Here is a 16,406-nt window from a genome sequence, read left to right as displayed (position 1 = left end):
GTCAGGCATTGGGGAGTACGGCGGTGCCTGCGCCCCGACGGCGAGTGGCCGGGTTGTGCGACTCGGCGTCCGTGGCGGCCAGGTGCTCGTCCGAACCCAGTACGACGAAGCCGTTGTCGCGGATCAGCTCGAGGTCGGCCTCCGCGGCCTGGCCCTCGGACGTGAGGTAGTCACCGAGGAACAGCGAGTTGGCGACGTTGAGCGCGAGACCCTGCAGCGAGCGCAGGTGCATCTCGCGGCCGGCGGCGATGCGGATCTCGCGCTCGGGGCACACGAAGCGAGCCATCGCCAGGATCTTGACGCAGCGCGCCGGCGAGAGCTCCCACGTGTTCTCGTACGGCGTGCCGTCGAACGGCATCAGGAAGTTGACCGGGATCGAGTCGGACTCGAGTTCGCGCAGGGCGAAGAGCGCCTCGACGAGCTGCTCGTCGGTCTCGCCGAGCCCGGCGATCAGGCCGCTGCACGGGGACAGCCCGGCGCCCTTGGCCTTCTCGACGGTGTCCACGCGGTCGGCGTACGTATGGGTCTGCACGATCTGGTCGTGGTGCGACTCGGCGGTGTTGATGTTGTGGTTGTAGGCGTCGACACCCGCCTCGCGGAGCCGCTCGGCCTGGCCCTCCTTGAGCAGGCCCAGGCACGCGCAGACCTCGGCGTTCGGGTGCTCGGACTTGATGGCGCCGACCATGTCGGCGACCCGCTCGACGTCCTTGTTGGTGGGGCCCCGGCCGCTCGAGACCATGCACACGCGCGAGGCGCCGCCGCGGAGCCCGGCCGTGGCCTGCTCAAGTGCCTCGTCGGTCTTGAGCCAGGTGTACTTCAGGATCTCCGCGGTCGACCCGAGCGCCTGCGAGCAGTAGTTGCAGTTCTCGGGGCACAGGCCGGACTTGAGGTTGACCAGGTAGTTGACCTTGACCGTGTTGCCGAAGTGCTCGCGCCGCAGCCGTCCGGCAGCGGCGACCACGCTGAGCAGCTCGTCGTCGTGCGCGCGGAGCACCGCGAGGGCATCGTCCGCGGTGGCCGGCTTGCCGTCGAGGATGCTGGTGGCGAGCTGGTCGAACGCGTCGAGGTGTTGGGCAGTCACGGGTGGCTCCTGAGGAATCAGTCTGGTCCCGGTGCGGGCACGTCGCGGCACTGAACGGTGGTCAGGTGAACGGTGTTCAGGTTAGGGTCGGCGTCCCGGATCGTCAATCCGTCCCGATGAGGGGGGCTCATGCGCTACCACCGAAGCGACGTGGTCGAGCGGGCGCTCGACGTCCTCGACCGCTACGGCCTGGCCGACCTCTCCATGCGCCGGCTCGCGGGCGACCTCGGTGTCGCCCCGAGTGCGCTCTACCACCACGTCGCCAACAAGCAGACCCTGCTGGCCGCCGTCGCCGACGAGATCCTCGCCCGCGGCCGCCGTACCCGCCGCGCCACCGACTGGGACGGCCGCGTCATCGAGGTCTGCGACGAACTGCGCGACTCGATGCTGGCCTTCCGCGACGGCGCCGATGTCGTCGCCACCGTGCACGCCTTCGGGCTGGGCGCGGCAGGTCCGGCCGAAGAGCTCGACGAGATCCTGCTCGACACCGGCCTCGACGACGACCTCGCTGCCGTCGCCACGCGGACCCTCCTGCACTACGTCTTCGGCCACGCGCACGACGAGCAGACGACGCTCCAGGCCAACAGCGCCGGCGCGATCGACCGTCGGCCACGTGACTCCGCCGACTTCCAGCTCGGCCTCGGGCTCATCCTCGACGGGTTGCGCACTCACGTAGTCGAGTTGGGCCGTACGACGCGTTGAGTTGCCGATGTGCGAGCGCCAACTCAACGACCCACCTCGACCACGGCTCCCGACAGCTCAGCAAGCAGTACGCCGCCCGCCAGGTCGAGTCTCGTGTCCTTGAGCACCGCTGCGGTGAGGTCGACCCGGTCGAGTGCGGCGCCCCGCAGGTCGGTGCGGGTCAGGTTGGTCTCCCGCACGTCCACGCCGGCCAGGTTCGCGTCGCGCAGCACCGTGCCGGTGAGGTTCGCCAGCGACAGGTCGGCCTCGCTGAGGTCGACGCCCGTCAGGTCGAGGCCGCTGAGGTTGGCGCCACGCATCGTCACGCCGGACCACCTTCCGCCGAAGACGCGCAGCGGTCGCAGGGTGCAGTTGGCGAACACCGACCCGACGAGCTTGCACCCGTCGAACGTCGCGTCGAAGAAGTTGGTACGCCGGAAGTCACACGCGACGAACGCACTCGCCACGTGCGTCGACGCGTTGAAACGCCCGCCGTGGAACGTGCAGCTCTCGAACACCGCCCCCGATGTCGTCGTCTCCGAGAAGTCGACGTCGGAGAAGGTGCAGTCGACGAAGCGCGCGGCGCGCAGGTCGTCGCCGTACCAGTCCTCGCCGCTGATCGACTCGCCCTCTCGAGTCAGGGAATGCGTGTCAGACATCGACCGTGCCGCCGATGCGCCAGTAGACGCCGTCCTCGCGCTCGAGGAACAGCGCCTCGACGAGGTAGCGGCGCAGCGCCGCGAAGTCGGGGTGGAAGCGCTGGAGGATCTCGTTGACCTCGGCTTCGGCATAGGTCTGGCCGGGCTCGAACTGCTGCGCGACGTGGTCGAGCACCACCAGCAGCTTCGACCGCTTCGACGGGATCGTGTGCAGCCGGCCGTCGTCGCCGATGAAGTTGGCGACGATGCGCTGCTCCTCCGCGCTCAGTGGCGAGGTCATGCCGGCACCCGGTCGAGCAGCTTCACGGGTCGCTGGGCGTCGTCCAGCCCACCAGCGACCGAACGCACCTCGAAGTGCAGGTGGCACCCGTCGGGCGCTGCCGAGTCCGACGCGAGCGCCAGCGACACCCCGCGCGTGACGCGGTCACCCACGCTGACGTACACCGTGCGCGCGTGCGCGATCAGGATGTCGACGCCGAGCCGCTTGTTGCGGATCACGAGCGGGTTCTCGCCGTACGCCGGTCCGTACGCCGCGCTGCTCACCACCCGTCCGAACCGCCCGGCCGTGATCGGCGTCCCGCACGGCATCGCCACGTCGATGCCGTGGTGGAAGCCGCGCCCGCCACCGCAGCGGCTGTCGGCCGGGTAGTAGGGCGCGCGGGTGCAGCCGTAGCCGATCATCGTGCGGTGCGCACCGTCGTACCAGGGAGAGGTGTACGCCGTCGTGTCGCGCGAGTAGAACACCCACCTCGGGTCGTCGTCGGCCGCCGCGGCCGGCGCCGCCGTGAGCAGCAACGCGGTCATCAGCCCGAGCATGCGCATCATGTGATCACCCTACGAGAGGAGGCCCTCGCACTCGGTGATCAGCCGGGCCCGAAGCGGACCCGCCCGCTCGGCGAAGCCGCGCTGCGCCGCGGCGTACTCCTGCTTTCCCTCGGGGGTCTCGATGCGCACCGGCTCGAAGCCGAGGTCGACGAGGTCGTACGGCGCGGCGCGCATGTCGAGCTCGCGGATGTCGCGGGCCAGCTCGAAGCAGTCGGCGACCAGGTCACTGCTGACCATCGGGGTGAGCCGGAAGGCGTGCTTGTAGAGGTCCATGTTGCCGTGCAGGCAGGCCGGCTGCTCGTACGCCGCCCGGTCCTCGCGGCCGGGGGACAGCACGTTGAGCGACCGCGCCGGGGGAGTGAAGAATCGGTAGGCGTCGAAGTGCGAGCAGCCGATGCGGTGCGACTCCACGACCGCGTCGGTGCCCGCCGGGCCCAGCCGCAGCGGCCAGTCGGCGTGCCGCGTCTCGTCCTCCTCGAGCCGGTAGACCATCGCCCACTCGTGCAGCCCGAAGCAGCCGAAGTTGGCTGGCTGGCCGGCCGTCGCGGTCAGCAGGGTGTGCAGCGACTCGAGGAGCGCGCGCTGCGACTCGACGTACTCGGGCGAGACGGCGACGGGGGATGACTGGTACCCCTTCAACCCCGCGTACTCCTCCCCACTCTCTAGCGCGACCCCGAAGCCGGGGTGCCAGCGCCGCAGCTGCGCCGGCCGCTGGGAGTAGTACGTGAAGAGGAAGTCGTGCACGGGGTGCTTCACCGCAGACCCACGCCGGGCCAGGTGCGGCGCCACGAACGCGTCGACACGAGCCGCGTGCGCCTCAGCGCGCGCTCGCCACGTCACCTCGTCCAACACCTCGGCATCCACGTGTCCGAGCCTACGAGCTCTGGTCGGAACGGCCCGATCCGGCCACACTGAGGGATGGCTGATCATGCGGCGGCCCTCGACCGGGCCCACACCCATGCCCTGACCTGGCTGGCCTCGCTCGATGATCGAGCGGCGCCGGCAAGCCACGGTCTGCGCGACGTTCGGTGACGACCAGCGCACCCGCGCCGTCGTACACGGCATGCTCGACGACGGAACCGCCTAGATGACCGGTTCGCGGTGGCGCGACCGCGCCGTACTCCGTGTGTCGGTGAGCAACTGGTCCACCAGCGAGACCGACGTGGAGCGCAGCCTCACCGCGTTGCGGGCGGTGGCCGCCGGATAGGCTCGCCTGCGTGCGCATCGCCCGATTCACCACAGGAGAAGAGCCCGCCTACGGAGTCGTGACAGGAGACGTCGACGACTACGGCCAGCCCGCCGAGGACTCCACGATCGTGGCCCTTGCCGGCGACCCGCTGTACGTCGGCGTCAAGCTGCTCCAGCAGGAGCACAAGCTCGCCGACGTCCGGCTGCTCGCTCCCGTGCTGCCACGCAGCAAGGTGGTCGGCATCGGCCGCAACTACGCCGCCCACGCCGCCGAGCTCGGCAACGACCTGCCGACCGAGCCGCTGATGTTCCTCAAGCCCAACACGTCGGTGGTCGGCCCCGGGGACCCGATCTTCTACCCGCCGCAGACCCAGAACCTGCACTTCGAGGGCGAGCTCGCCGTCGTCATCGGCCGCATCTGCCGCGACGTACCCCCGGAGCAGGCAACCGACGTCATCCACGGCTACACGATCGCCAACGACGTCACCGCGCGCGACCTCCAGAAGTCAGACGTGCAGTTCACCCGGGCCAAGGGCTTCGACTCGTTCTGCCCGCTCGGCCCATGGATCGAGACCGACATCGACCCGCAGGTGTTCGCCGACGGGGTGCGCATCCAGACCCACCTCAACGGCGACCTCAAGCAGGACGGGTCCACCAAGGACCTGATCTTCGACATCCCGACGCTGGTCGCCTACGTCTCCAGCGTCATGACATTGCTGCCCGGCGACGTCATCCTCACCGGCACCCCCGAGGGTGTCGGTCCCATGCTGGTCGGCGACGAGGTCGAGATCTCGATCGCCGGCATCGGCACCCTCACGAACAAGGTGGCATCCCGTTGAGCAAGGTCCGTGTTCGCTTTCCTCCGTCTCCGACCGGCAGCCCGCACGTCGGCCTCGTCCGCACGTTCCTTTTCAACTGGGCGTTCGCTCGACACCACGGTGGCACGCTGGTTCTCCGCATCGAGGACACCGACACCGCGCGCAACACCCAGGAGTCCTACGACGGTCTCTTCGACCTCTTCCACTGGCTGGGGCTCGACTGGGACGAGGGCCCCGACGTCGGCGGCCCGCACGCGCCGTACCGCCAGTCGGAGCGCGGTGAGATCTACCGCGACGCGCTTGCCCGTCTCGCCGAGGGCGGACACAGCTATCGGTGCTACTGCACCACCGACGAGGTCGCGGCCCGCCGCCAGGCGAGCGGCTCCAAGGACATGGGCTACGACCGGTTCTGCCGCGAGCTGACCGACACGCAGGTCGAGGCGTTCGTCGAAGAGGGTCGCGCTCCCGTCGTGCGGTTCCGGATGCCCGACGGCGAGATCGCGTTCGACGACCTCGTGCGCGGCCGGGTGAGCTTCCACAGCGACCACGTGTCCGACTACGCACTGGCCCGCGCCAACGGCGACCCGCTCTACACCCTCACCAACCCCGTCGACGACGCGCTCATGGACATCACCCACGTGCTGCGTGGTGAGGACCTGCTCTCCAGCACCCCGCGCCAGGTTGCCCTGTACGCTGCGCTGGCCGACGTCGGCATCGGCACGGGAGCCCCGCTCTTCGGGCACCTGCCCTACGTCATGGGCCAGGGCAACAAGAAGCTGTCGAAGCGCGACCCCGAGGCCCACGCGCTGGCCTACCGCGACCAGGGTTTCCTGCCGGAGGGGTTGCTCAACTACATGGCGCTCCTCGGCTGGGCGATCGCCGCCGACCGCGACGTCTTCACCCTCGACGAGATGGTGGCGGCGTTCGACATCAAGGACGTGAACCCCAACCCCGCGCGCTTCGACATCAAGAAGGCCGACGCGATCAACTCCTCGCACATGCGGATGCTCTCGACCGACGAGATCACGCACCGCGCGCTGCCGTTCCTCAAGCAGGCCGGCGTGGTCTCCGACCCGGTGTCCGACGCCGACGCACAGCTGCTCGAGCTGGCCATGCCGCTGGTGGGTGAGCGCATCAACAAGCTCACCGAGGCCGTCGACATGCTCGGCTTCCTCTTCGTTGACGAGGCCTCCTTCACGCGCACCGACGAGCTCGACGAGGCCGGCCGCGAGGTCGTCCAGGCGTCGTACGACGTGCTCGCCGCGCTGCCGCAGTGGAGCACCACCGCCATCGAGGAGGCGCTGCGCACCAAGCTGGTCGAGGAGCGTGGCCTCAAGCCGCGCCTCGCGTTCGGACCGGTGCGCATCGCCATCACCGGCAGCAAGGTGTCGCCGCCGCTGTTCGAGTCGATGGAGCTGCTCGGCCGCGAGCGATCGATCGCGCGGCTCCACGACGCACTGTTCGAATGAGTCCCACGGGCGACCTCGCCTACCACGAGCTGCACCGGGCGGGCCGGGCCGGCGTGTGGCGCCCGCTGCTGGGCATCGTGCTGATGGTCGCCGGGACGCTCCTCCTCGCCCCGGTCGTCTGGCAGGCGATCTTCGCTCTCGGGTACGCCGCGGCAGGCGAGCCCGTCGTGTCGTCGATGGAGGGGTTGCTCGACACCGACAACCCGACGCCGGTCTCACTGGCGTTCCTCAACGTCGTGCTGGCCTCGGCGATCCCGGTCGCGTGGTTCCTCAGCCGCGTGCTGCACGGGCTCAAGCCGCGCTGGTTGTCGTCGGTGCTCCCGCGCATCCGCTGGCGGTTCTTCCTCGTCTGCCTCGGCCTCTCGGTGCTGGCCCTGATCGCGACGCTGGTCGTCACCGCGGTGCTGCCCCAGGAGGGCGGCACGGAGGTGACCGGCACCGTCAACGACTTCACGTCGACGACGCGCGACTTCCTGCTCGTCGTACTCCTGCTGACGCCGCTGCAGGCCGCAGGGGAGGAGTACGCCTTCCGCGGCTACCTCACCCAGGCGTTCGGCGGCCTCGGCGGATCCCGGGTGCTCGCCGTCGTCGCTCCGGCGTTGCTGTTCGGCCTCGCGCACGGCCTCGGCCAGAGCCTGCCGGTCTTCGTCGACCGCTTCGCGTTCGGCCTGGTGGCCGGCACCCTCGTCGTACTCACCGGGGGTCTGGAAGCAGCCATCGCCATGCACGTCCTGAACAACTTCCTGGCGTTCGGCCTGGCGCTCGCGTTCAGCGACATGGGCAGTGCCCTCAACCCCACCGGCGGCAGCTGGTGGAGCCTGCCAGGCACCCTCACCCAGTCCATCGTCTACCTCGCCCTAGCGCTCGCCGTGGCCCGGCGGATGGGGCTGCGCCACACCACGAACGGGGGCGTTTTGGAGGCGTCCGGGGGCCGCGTGTATCGTTCACCCCTGCGTCCGGAGGGCCCCTGAGCAAGCATGATTCACGCTCAGAACAGGCCTCTCCATTGGGATATGGTGTAATTGGCAGCACGACTGGTTCTGGTCCAGTTAGTCAAGGTTCGAGTCCTTGTATCCCAGCAAAGTCCCGCCCGCCGCGGCGGGATTTGGTGCGAAACTCAAGCCATCGCTAGAGTTTCGTCCGCTGCTTGCAGCAAGCTAGCCCCCGTTGTGTAGCGGCCTAGCACGCCGCCCTCTCAAGGCGGTAGCGCCGGTTCGAATCCGGTCGGGGGTACTCACCACGAAGGCCCGGTCACCAGACCGGGCCTTTCGTCATCTCGCGTCGCTCCGATGGACCATTCGGTTCTCGGGTGGCCCGTCGTGATCGTCGGGTACGCCGAGGTCGACAAAGCCCGCCCGTTCGTACGTCGCGATAGCCCGTGGGTTGTCACTGCGCACCATCAGGTACGTCGTCCGCTCCAGGCCGCGAGCCCAGCCGACGACTGCTTCGATGAGCGCCTGTGCCGTCCCGGTGCCACGAGCCACTGGGTCGACCCACATCGAGATCAGCGCGGCGTCGTCGCCGTCGAGTGACCCGCTGGCCATGCCGACGGCCTCGTCGCCGTGTCGCGCGACGAGGTTGAGCTCGACATTCTCCAGGCGGCCGCGCCAGCTGGACTCGGGTTCGTCGACCCAGTCATCGAAGCGGGATCCGAACGCTCCGGGAGCGTCAGCCAGCGCTCGGAGCCGGATGTCACGGAAGAGGGCCCAGTCGTCGGGCGTGATCTGGACGATGTCGCGGTCGATCATGGGCGTCAGGCTACGGACATCACGAAGGCCCGGTCATCAGACCGGGCCTTCGTCGTGTCCGCAGTGTGATGGGCGCTCTCGCGGACCCACCACACCGCAGTCGCGGGGATTACTTGGTGTTGACGGTGATCTTGGCGATGCCGACGAGCAGGCCGCCCTTGACAGCGTCGGTCTTGAACGTGTCGTTCAGGAGACCGGCGGCGTCGTCGGAGATCATGACCTTCGTGCCCTCGAGGATGGCGGTGCTGCCCTCGGTGGCGAGGGGCTGGAGGGTGCGGCCGTCGAGCTGGAACAGGAACGCGTTGGAGACGGCGACCTTGCCGTTCACGCTCACGTCGCCGTAGACACGGGAGACGCCCGGGTCGACGTTGAGGTTGGTCAGCTCGACCTTGGTGTCACCCGCGGTGAGCGACAGACCCGAGCCCTCGTGCTGGACCTGGCCGATGACGTACGGCGAGACCTGGCCGGGCTTGAACACGGTGACGTTGCCACCGGTGATCGGGAAGACGAGCGAGCCGTCGACGAGCTTCGCCCTGCCCACGACGCCCGGGGTCAGCTTGAGCGAGGCGAGGGCGTCGGTGAAGCCCTTGTCCAGCGCGATGGCGGTGTCCTTGCCACTCAGGGCGTCGATCGAGGCGACCGGCTTGGGAGCCGAGGCAGACGTCTTGTCATTGCTGGCCGCGGGGCTGGCGTCGTCCTCGGAGCCGCAGGCGGCGAGCGGGACGGCAAGCAGGGCGACGGTGGCGAAGGCGGCGAAGCCGCGCTTGGTGGGAGAGATCGTGGAGCGCATGGGGACTTCCTTCAGGTTTCTTTCAGATTCTGGGGGCTTTCCCCTTGACACGAGGTAGTTCGCTGTGGTTGTCCATCCGGATTGGATTGGTTTTTCGTGGTGTCCGATTCCCGCCAGAACTGATGCCAGACTGACGGCAGGATGAACACATGAACACCACCGCCCCGCACCCCGTGCGCATGGACAAGGAGTCCTGCTACCGGGCCGTGAAGAGCCGCGACCGGCGCTTCGACGGCGTCTTCTACACCGCCGTGAAGACGACCGGCATCTACTGCCGGCCGTCGTGCCCGGCGCGCACGCCCGGCTACGCGAACGTCTCGTTCCACCCGACCGCGGCTTCCGCGCAAGCCGCCGGCTACCGCGCCTGCAAGCGCTGCATCCCCGACGCCACCCCGGGCAGCCCCGACTGGGACGTCGCCGCCGACGTCGCCGGTCGCGCGATGCGACTGATCGCCGACGGCGTGGTCGACCGCGACGGTGTCGACGGCCTGGCCCGGCGGCTGGGCTACACCTCGCGCCACCTCACCCGGCTGTTGACGCAGGAGCTCGGCGCCGGACCACTCGCCCTCGCGCGCGCCCGTCGCGCCCAGACCGCGCGCATCCTCATCGAGACCACCGCCATGCCGTATGCCGATGTCGCGTTCGCGGCCGGCTTCTCGAGCATCCGGCAGTTCAACGACACGATCCGCGAGGTGTACGCCGCCAGCCCCACCGACCTCCGCGGCCGACGTGGCAACACCCGCTCGACGCACGGCACCGTCGAGATGCGGCTGGCCGTGCGTACGCCGTTCGCCGGCCGCGCGCTCCTGGCCTTCTTCGCCACCCGCGCGGTGCCAGGAATCGAGGCGGCCGACGCCGCGTCGTACTCACGCACGCTCCGGCTCCCGCACGGCGTCGGCACGGTCCGCCTCGAGCTCGACGACCTGACGGGGGAGGGCACGGCGTTCGTGCCCGCGACGTTCACGCTCGAAGACCTCCGCGACACCGGCGCCGCCGTCGAGCGGGTACGACGCCTGCTCGATGCCGACTGTGACCCGGTCGCCGTCGCCGACACGTTCGCCGGAGACGCCCTGCTCGGTCCGCTCGTGCGTGCCGTGCCCGGCCTGCGCGTGCCCGGCCACGTCGACGGCCACGAGATCGCCGTACGCGCAGTGCTCGGCCAGCAGGTGAGTGTGGCCGGCGCTCGCACGGTCGCGGCCAGGCTCACCCAGCAGTACGGCGCGACAGTCGCGCCCGACGGCGAGCTCACGCACCTCTTCCCCGATGTCGCCACCCTGGCGGGCGTCGACCCCGAGGACCTGCCGATGCCACGCGCCCGCGGCCGTGCGCTCATCGCACTGTGCGCGGCGCTGGCCGACGAGACGATCGCGCTGGACCGTGGGGCCGACCGCGACGAGGTGCGCACCCAGCTGCTCGCCCTGCCCGGCATCGGGCCCTGGACGGCCGACTACATCGCCCTGCGCGCACTCGGCCACCCCGACGTGTTCCTGCCGACCGACATCGGCATCCGTGACGCCCTCACCGGGCTCGGTCGCGACCCACGCGACGCGGCTGCCCTCGCCGAGACCTGGCGCCCCTGGCGCTCGTACGCCCAAATGCAGCTGTGGCAGTCACTGGCTGCCACCGAACCAGAGGAGAACTGACATGTGGACCGTCATCGACTCACCGATCGGCGAGCTGCGCATCGTCGAGAACGCCGGCTCGATCACCGCGATCGAGTTCACGCCGTTTCGGCCCGGCGAGGGCCGGCCGCTCGGCGACCGCGACGACCAGCACCCGGTGCTGGCGGAGTCGACCCGTCAACTGACGGCGTACTTCGACCGCGACCTCAAGGAGTTCGACCTGCCGCTCGCGCCCCAGGGCACCGACTTCCAGAAGCGGGTGTGGGACGTGCTGCTCGGTGTCGGGTTCGGCGAGACCGCGTCGTACGGCCAGGTCGCGAAGCGGCTCGGCATGACCAACGCCGCGTCACGAGCGGTCGGGCTGGCCAACGGCCGCAACCCGATCCCGATCGTCATCCCGTGCCATCGGATCATCGGCGCCGACGGCACCCTCACCGGGTACGCCGGCGGGCTGGAGCGCAAGCAGACCCTGCTCTCGCTGGAGCAGGAAGCGCTGTTCTGAGAGTCGAGCGTCAGGAGCTCTGCGTCGAGCGGGTGGCGTTGCCGATCGCGGCGCCGATGACAGCGGGGATGAACACGAGCGTGAACGTGAAGGGGATGAGCGCCGCGTCGGTGGCGATCATCTCCTTCACGTTCATCGACTCGTCGGCTTCGGAGAGGGCCATGACGACCAGCCAGCCGAGAGAGAAGACGGCGGACACGACACCCCAGCAGATCACCGTCGCCCCGATGCCGTCGCGGCGGCCGTCGTACAGGGCCCAGCAGAAGCCGGCGACTGCGAGCAGTAGAAAGGCGAGGAGGCCGGCGCCGATGTTGGCGTCACCCTCCTCGCCCCACCTGCTGACGATCAGCTCCATGTAGCCGGTGAGGGCGAGCGCGAAGGCGGCAACTCGGATCAGGATCTTGACGACAGTGGTCATGTCTCCACCATCGTTGGGCACTGCCCGGGGACGCATCGGCCGTCGTACTCACCCGGTCGGCCCTTGTCGCCGGTGTGCGCGAGGCGCATGGTGCAGACCCGCTACCTGCGTGAGTGGGTTGCGGTGAAGCTGCGCTGGCGGCTGAGCGCGAGAGTGCAGAGAAGTCAGCGTCTCCGGGTTCGCTAGTCGGCGGCGGCGCGACGCAGCGACTCGGAGAGCCGCTCGGCTGCAGCGAGTACGGCGGGCGCGTGCATGCGGCCGGGCTGGCGCGAGAGGCGCTCGAGCGGGCCGGACACCGAGACCGCTGCGATGATCTTGCCGCCGGGGGAGCGGACCGGCGCCGACACGGACGCGACGCCTTGCTCGCGCTCACCCACGCTCTGTGCCCAGCCGCGGCGCCGGATGCCGGAGAGCGCGGTCGCGGAGAAGGCAGCGTTCTGGAGTCCGCGGTGCATGCGCTCGGGATCCTCCCAGGCGAGGAGCACCTGGGCGGCCGAGCCGGCGCGCATCGTCAGCTGCGAGCCGACGGGGATCGTGTCGCGCAGGCCGGACGGGCGCTCGGCGGCGGCGACGCACACGCGGTGCTCGCCCTGGCGCCGCCACAGCTGGGCGGACTCGCCGGTGATGTCGCGCAGCCGCGCCAGCACCGGTCCCGCGGCCGCGAGGAGACGGTCCTCGCCGGCGGCGGCGGAGAGCTCGCCGAGGCGGGGTCCGAGCACGAAGCGGCCCTGCATGTCGCGGGCGACGAGCCGATGGTGCTCGAGGGCGACGGCGAGGCGGTGGGCGGTCGGCCGGGCCAGGCCGGTGCCGGCGACGAGGCCGGCCAGGGTGGCGGGTCCGGCCTCGAGCGCAGCGAGCACGAGAGCGGCCTTGTCGAGCACGCCGACTCCGGAAGTGGTGTCCATATGGCAATACTGCCGTCTCACAAGATGGGATGCAAGGGGTAGCGTGTGTGACCTACCCAGAAGTGAGGAGAACGTGATGGGCAAGACCTTGGCCGAGAAGGTGTGGGACGAGCATGTGGTCCGTAGTGCCGACGGGGAGCCCGACCTTCTCTATATCGACCTCCACCTCATCCACGAGGTGACGAGTCCGCAGGCGTTCGACGGACTGCGGGTCGCGGGCCGCGCGGTACGCCGTCCGGACCTCACCCTGGCGACCGAGGACCACAACGTCCCGACCGTCGACTGGGACAAGCCGATCGCCGACCCGGTGAGCAAGACCCAGGTCGACACGCTGCGCAAGAACGCCGCCGACTTCGGCGTGCGGCTGCACCAGCTCGGTGACATCGAGCAGGGCATCGTGCACATCATCGGCCCGCAACTCGGCCTCACCCAGCCGGGCATGACCATCGTCTGCGGCGACAGCCATACGAGCACGCATGGTGCGTTCGGCGCAATCGCCTTCGGCATCGGCACCTCCGAGGTCGAGCACGTGCTCGCCACCCAGACGCTCAGCCAGGCGAAGCCGAAGACGATGGCCGTCACGGTCCACGGCAGCCTGCCTGCCGGCGTCACCGCCAAGGACATGGTGCTGACCCTGATCGCGCACACGGGCACCGGCGGCGGCCAGGGCTACATCGTGGAGTACCGAGGACCGGCCATCGAGGAACTCTCGATGGAGGGCCGGATGACGGTCTGCAACATGTCGATCGAGTGGGGCGCCAAGGCCGGGCTCATCGCGCCCGACCAGACGACGTACGACTATCTCGAGGGTCGCCCCGAGGCGCCGAAGGGCGCCGACTGGGACGCGGCGGTGGCGCACTGGAAGACGCTCCTCACCGATGACGACGCGACGTACGACGAAGAGATCGTGCTGGACGCGTCGACGATGACGCCGTTCGTCACATGGGGCACCAACCCGGGCCAGGGCGTGCCGCTCGGTGGCTCGGTGCCCAGCCCCGACGACTTCGACGAGCCCGACGACAAGATCGCCACCCAAAAGGCCCTGGAATACATGGGCCTGGAGGCCGGCACCCCGATGCGCGAGGTGCGCGTCGACACGGTGTTCGTCGGCTCGTGCACCAACGGCCGCATCGAGGACCTGCGTCTCGCAGCCGAGATCCTGCGCGGCCACAAGGTCGCCGACGGCACGAGGCTGCTCGTCGTACCCGGATCCGTGCGGGTGCGCCTGCAGGCACAAGAAGAGGGTCTCGACCGGATCTTCCTCGACGCCGGCGCCGAGTGGCGTGGCGCCGGGTGCTCGATGTGTCTGGGCATGAACCCCGACCAGCTCGCGCCGCAGGAACGCAGCGCGTCGACGTCCAATCGCAACTTCGAGGGACGCCAGGGCAAGGGCGGTCGCACCCACCTGGTCTCGGTGCCGGTGGCCGCGGCCACCGCCGTACGCGGCACGTTGTCATCGCCCGCCGACCTCACTCCGATCTCCCAGGAGGCCTGACATGGAAGCGTTCTCCCAGCACACCGGCGTCGGGGTGCCCCTGCGCCGCACCAACGTCGACACCGACCAGATCATCCCGGCTGTCTACCTCAAGCGCGTCACGCGCGACGGGTTCGAGGACGGGCTCTTCGCCGCCTGGCGCAACGACGAGTCGTTCGTGCTCAACCGGCCGGAGTACGCCGCGGGCTCGGTGCTCGTCGCCGGTCCCGACTTCGGCACGGGCTCGTCACGCGAGCACGCCGTGTGGGCGTTGCAGAACTACGGTTTCCGGGTGGTCATCTCACCGCGTTTCGGCGACATCTTCCGCGGCAACTCCGGCAAGTCCGGTCTGCTCGCCGCACAGGTCGACGAGAAGGTCGTGCAGCGACTCTGGGACCTCCTCGAGGAGCGGCCCGGCACCACCGTCAGCGTCGACCTGGAAGCCCGTACCGTGCGTGCCGGTGAGGGGCCCGATGCCGTCGAGGACTCCTTCGACATCGACGACTACACGCGTTGGCGGCTGCTCGAGGGTCTCGACGACATCGGCATCACCCTCGGACACGACGGCGACATCGCGTCGTACGAGACAAACCGCCCGAGCTGGAAGCCAGCGACTCTCTGACCGCTGAACGCCCTCTGCAAACGCCGGAAACCCTTGCCACGCAAGGGTTTCCGTCATTTCGGAGGCCGTATGCCGGGCGAAAAGCCACCAGTTGAGCGGGATCGGCCATTTCGACGCGCAGAAAAAACCTTAGAAAAAGTGCCGACGGTGATTGTGACGGAGCCCACGACTACCTAGCGTGCAGGCAGGCGTCGGGCACCAGCCCGGCCGCATAGTTCATTGGAAGGGAAGCTAGTGAACAAGTCACAGCTCATCGACGCGCTTGCTGCGCGCTACGAGGGGAACCGCAAGGCCGCGGCCCATGCGCTCGAGTCGGTCCTGGACACCGTCACTCGCGAGGTTGCGAAGGGCGAGAAGGTCGCCATCACCGGCTTCGGTTCATTCGAGAAGCGCGTCCGTGCGGCGCGTTGGGTCCGTAATCCGCAGACCGGCGAGCGGATGAAGTCCAAGAAGACTGCTGTCCCCGCGTTCAAGGCCGGTCAGGACCTGAAGAACGTCGTCTCGGGTGCCAAGAAGCTGCCGAAGCTCACCTTGACCGCACCGGTCAAGGCTGGCGCTCCGGCCAAGAAGGCTGCCGCTGCTGCCGGCGCGGCCGCCAAGAAGGTGACCACGAAGAAGGCGGCTCCGGTCAAGAAGGCCACGGCCACGAAGGCCGCTCCGGCGAAGAAGGCGCCGGCGAAGAAGGCTCCGGTCAAGAAGGCGCCGGCCGCGAAGAAGTCGGTGCCGGCGAAGAAGGCTCCTGCCAAGAAGACGGTCACCGCCAAGAAGGCGCCGGCCACGAAGAAGGCGGCGCCGGCGAAGAAGGCGGCAGCGAAGAAGGCTCCTGCCAAGAAGGCTCCGGCCAAGAAGGCGACTGCGAAGAAGACCGCCAAGAAGGCCTGACCTCCGAGGCACCATGCGCCGACCCCGCCCGGTCCGAGCGGGCGGGGTCAGCCCATTTCAGGAGTGGTCACGCGCGGCCGGTGACCGCCGCGGTGAAGGTGCCGACACCGAGCACCAGGGCCCGGCCGAGGTCGCCGACGTCGTCGACGTCGAGGCGCAACGTGGGCAGGTCGCCCTCGATGGCCCTCGCGCCAGACAGAGCGTGCTCGACGGCGGAGTCGTTGCCGAACAACGGCGCGAACTCGTCGTACGACGCGGTGTAGAGGGTGGTGCCGGACCCCACGTGGTCGGCGACGTAAGCCGGCCCGTCGGGCACGCCCGCGAGCGCGTCGGACAGGTCGTGGGACGTGAGGGTCGGCAGGTCGGCCGTGACGGCGACCGGCCGCAACCCGGGCCAGCGACGCCGGGCATCGGCGGCGGCCTGCACGAGGCTGGAGTTGAGGTCGTCGCCCGCACCGTCGGGGATCACCGTGCAGCCGGCCTGGGCAAGCTTGTCGGCGAAACGGAAGTCGTCGGTCAGCACCAGCACCCGGTCGACTGCCGGGGTGTCGAGCACCGCGGCGATGGTGTCCTGTGCGAACGCCGCGGCCAGCTCCTGGCGGCGCTGGTCGGGCAGTCCCGACAGGCGCGACTTCGCCAGCGCCAGGGTCTTGACCGGCACGAGGACGACGAAGCGCGGGGATTCGGACATCGCCTCGATCTTGCCAGTACCAGCGGCATAC

19 protein-coding genes and 2 tRNA genes are annotated in these 16,406 nt (G+C 69.5%); 11 read left to right on the top strand and 10 right to left on the bottom strand.

The annotated features are described in order from the left end of the window. Position 1 precedes the first annotated feature (1 nt). Positions 2-1,081 carry a biotin synthase BioB gene (bioB, locus tag H4Q84_RS05530; protein ID WP_248582404.1) on the bottom strand — a complete coding sequence of 360 codons (1,080 nt, stop codon included), beginning with the start codon at positions 1,079-1,081 and terminating at the stop codon, positions 2-4. A gap of 129 nt (positions 1,082-1,210) precedes the next feature. On the opposite strand from bioB, the gene H4Q84_RS05525 reads away from it, so the two are divergent. Next, positions 1,211-1,783 (top strand): TetR/AcrR family transcriptional regulator C-terminal domain-containing protein, encoded by a 573-nt coding sequence (locus H4Q84_RS05525; RefSeq protein WP_248582403.1) that lies wholly within the window; start codon positions 1,211-1,213, stop codon positions 1,781-1,783. Positions 1,784-1,806: 23 nt separating this feature from the next. Here the strand turns inward: H4Q84_RS05525 and H4Q84_RS05520 are convergent, their stop codons facing one another. From H4Q84_RS05520 to H4Q84_RS05505, 4 genes are read right to left on the bottom strand one after another with little or no spacing between them, the layout of a single operon-like run. Continuing rightward, positions 1,807-2,421, bottom strand: a complete 615-nt coding sequence (locus H4Q84_RS05520) for a pentapeptide repeat-containing protein (protein ID WP_248582402.1) — start codon at positions 2,419-2,421, stop codon at positions 1,807-1,809. Further along, a complete protein-coding gene (locus H4Q84_RS05515; protein WP_248582401.1) occupies positions 2,414-2,701 on the bottom strand; it encodes a DUF2087 domain-containing protein in 288 nt (95 codons plus the stop codon). Before H4Q84_RS05515 ends, H4Q84_RS05520 begins: the two co-directional genes overlap by 8 nt. Beyond that, positions 2,698-3,246 carry a M23 family metallopeptidase gene (locus H4Q84_RS05510; protein ID WP_248582400.1) on the bottom strand — a complete coding sequence of 183 codons (549 nt, stop codon included), beginning with the start codon at positions 3,244-3,246 and terminating at the stop codon, positions 2,698-2,700. Before H4Q84_RS05510 ends, H4Q84_RS05515 begins: the two co-directional genes overlap by 4 nt. A gap of 9 nt (positions 3,247-3,255) precedes the next feature. Beyond that, positions 3,256-4,110 carry a 3-methyladenine DNA glycosylase gene (locus H4Q84_RS05505; RefSeq protein WP_248582399.1) on the bottom strand — a complete coding sequence of 285 codons (855 nt, stop codon included), beginning with the start codon at positions 4,108-4,110 and terminating at the stop codon, positions 3,256-3,258. A gap of 353 nt (positions 4,111-4,463) precedes the next feature. On the opposite strand from H4Q84_RS05505, the gene H4Q84_RS05500 reads away from it, so the two are divergent. The 5 genes from H4Q84_RS05500 to H4Q84_RS05480 all read left to right on the top strand — a co-directional run bounded on the left by H4Q84_RS05500 (position 4,464) and on the right by H4Q84_RS05480 (position 7,954). Continuing rightward, on the top strand, positions 4,464-5,273 hold the full coding sequence (locus H4Q84_RS05500; RefSeq protein ID WP_248582398.1) for a fumarylacetoacetate hydrolase family protein: 810 nt from the start codon (positions 4,464-4,466) through the stop codon (positions 5,271-5,273). Next, entirely contained in the window at positions 5,270-6,721 is a 1,452-nt protein-coding gene (gene gltX, locus H4Q84_RS05495; RefSeq protein ID WP_248582397.1) for a glutamate--tRNA ligase, read from the top strand. The genes H4Q84_RS05500 and gltX overlap by 4 nt, the downstream gene beginning before the upstream one ends. Further along, positions 6,718-7,692, top strand: a complete 975-nt coding sequence (locus H4Q84_RS05490) for a type II CAAX endopeptidase family protein (protein WP_248582396.1) — start codon at positions 6,718-6,720, stop codon at positions 7,690-7,692. Before gltX ends, H4Q84_RS05490 begins: the two co-directional genes overlap by 4 nt. A gap of 36 nt (positions 7,693-7,728) precedes the next feature. Continuing rightward, a tRNA-Gln gene (locus H4Q84_RS05485) sits at positions 7,729-7,800 on the top strand. Positions 7,801-7,881: 81 nt separating this feature from the next. After that, positions 7,882-7,954, top strand: a tRNA-Glu gene (locus H4Q84_RS05480). Between the two features lie 38 nt (positions 7,955-7,992). Here H4Q84_RS05480 and H4Q84_RS05475 read toward each other — a convergent pair. Then, complete coding sequence (locus H4Q84_RS05475) at positions 7,993-8,469, bottom strand: GNAT family N-acetyltransferase (RefSeq protein ID WP_248582395.1); 477 nt, start codon at positions 8,467-8,469, stop codon at positions 7,993-7,995. Between the two features lie 109 nt (positions 8,470-8,578). After that, on the bottom strand, positions 8,579-9,259 hold the full coding sequence (locus H4Q84_RS05470; RefSeq protein ID WP_248582394.1) for a hypothetical protein: 681 nt from the start codon (positions 9,257-9,259) through the stop codon (positions 8,579-8,581). Between the two features lie 149 nt (positions 9,260-9,408). Here H4Q84_RS05470 and H4Q84_RS05465 point away from each other — a divergent pair, with 149 nt between their 5' ends. Both H4Q84_RS05465 and H4Q84_RS05460 read left to right on the top strand, forming a co-directional pair. Then, a complete protein-coding gene (locus H4Q84_RS05465) occupies positions 9,409-10,902 on the top strand; it encodes a DNA-3-methyladenine glycosylase 2 (RefSeq protein WP_282580313.1) in 1,494 nt (497 codons plus the stop codon). 1 nt (position 10,903) lies between these two features. After that, the gene (locus tag H4Q84_RS05460; RefSeq protein WP_248582393.1) at positions 10,904-11,383 is read left to right on the top strand and encodes a methylated-DNA--[protein]-cysteine S-methyltransferase; all 480 of its coding nucleotides are present in this window, start codon (positions 10,904-10,906) and stop codon (positions 11,381-11,383) included. A 10-nt stretch (positions 11,384-11,393) separates the two neighbouring features. Here H4Q84_RS05460 and H4Q84_RS05455 read toward each other — a convergent pair whose 3' ends face one another. Together H4Q84_RS05455 and H4Q84_RS05450 are read right to left on the bottom strand one after the other, a co-directional pair. Next, positions 11,394-11,801 carry a hypothetical protein gene (locus H4Q84_RS05455; protein ID WP_248582392.1) on the bottom strand — a complete coding sequence of 136 codons (408 nt, stop codon included), beginning with the start codon at positions 11,799-11,801 and terminating at the stop codon, positions 11,394-11,396. Positions 11,802-11,983: 182 nt separating this feature from the next. After that, positions 11,984-12,706 carry an IclR family transcriptional regulator gene (locus tag H4Q84_RS05450; RefSeq protein ID WP_248582391.1) on the bottom strand — a complete coding sequence of 241 codons (723 nt, stop codon included), beginning with the start codon at positions 12,704-12,706 and terminating at the stop codon, positions 11,984-11,986. A 76-nt stretch (positions 12,707-12,782) separates the two neighbouring features. Here H4Q84_RS05450 and leuC point away from each other — a divergent pair, with 76 nt between their 5' ends. The 3 genes from leuC (at position 12,783) to H4Q84_RS05435 (ending at position 15,684) form a co-directional block, all read left to right on the top strand. Next, positions 12,783-14,201, top strand: coding sequence for a 3-isopropylmalate dehydratase large subunit (leuC, locus tag H4Q84_RS05445; protein ID WP_248582390.1), 1,419 nt, complete (start codon positions 12,783-12,785; stop codon positions 14,199-14,201). 1 nt (position 14,202) lies between these two features. After that, entirely contained in the window at positions 14,203-14,802 is a 600-nt protein-coding gene (gene leuD / locus H4Q84_RS05440; protein ID WP_248582389.1) for a 3-isopropylmalate dehydratase small subunit, read from the top strand. Positions 14,803-15,036: 234 nt separating this feature from the next. Continuing rightward, on the top strand, positions 15,037-15,684 hold the full coding sequence (locus H4Q84_RS05435; RefSeq protein ID WP_248582388.1) for an HU family DNA-binding protein: 648 nt from the start codon (positions 15,037-15,039) through the stop codon (positions 15,682-15,684). Positions 15,685-15,751: 67 nt separating this feature from the next. Here H4Q84_RS05435 and cofC read toward each other — a convergent pair whose 3' ends face one another. After that, positions 15,752-16,375 carry a 2-phospho-L-lactate guanylyltransferase gene (gene cofC, locus H4Q84_RS05430; RefSeq protein WP_248582387.1) on the bottom strand — a complete coding sequence of 208 codons (624 nt, stop codon included), beginning with the start codon at positions 16,373-16,375 and terminating at the stop codon, positions 15,752-15,754. Between the last annotated feature and the right edge of the window lie 31 nt (positions 16,376-16,406).

It is taken from the genome of Nocardioides sp. InS609-2, assembly GCF_023208195.1.
Classification (GTDB): domain Bacteria; phylum Actinomycetota; class Actinomycetes; order Propionibacteriales; family Nocardioidaceae; genus Nocardioides.
This window is presented reverse-complemented; position numbering and strand designations above follow the sequence as displayed.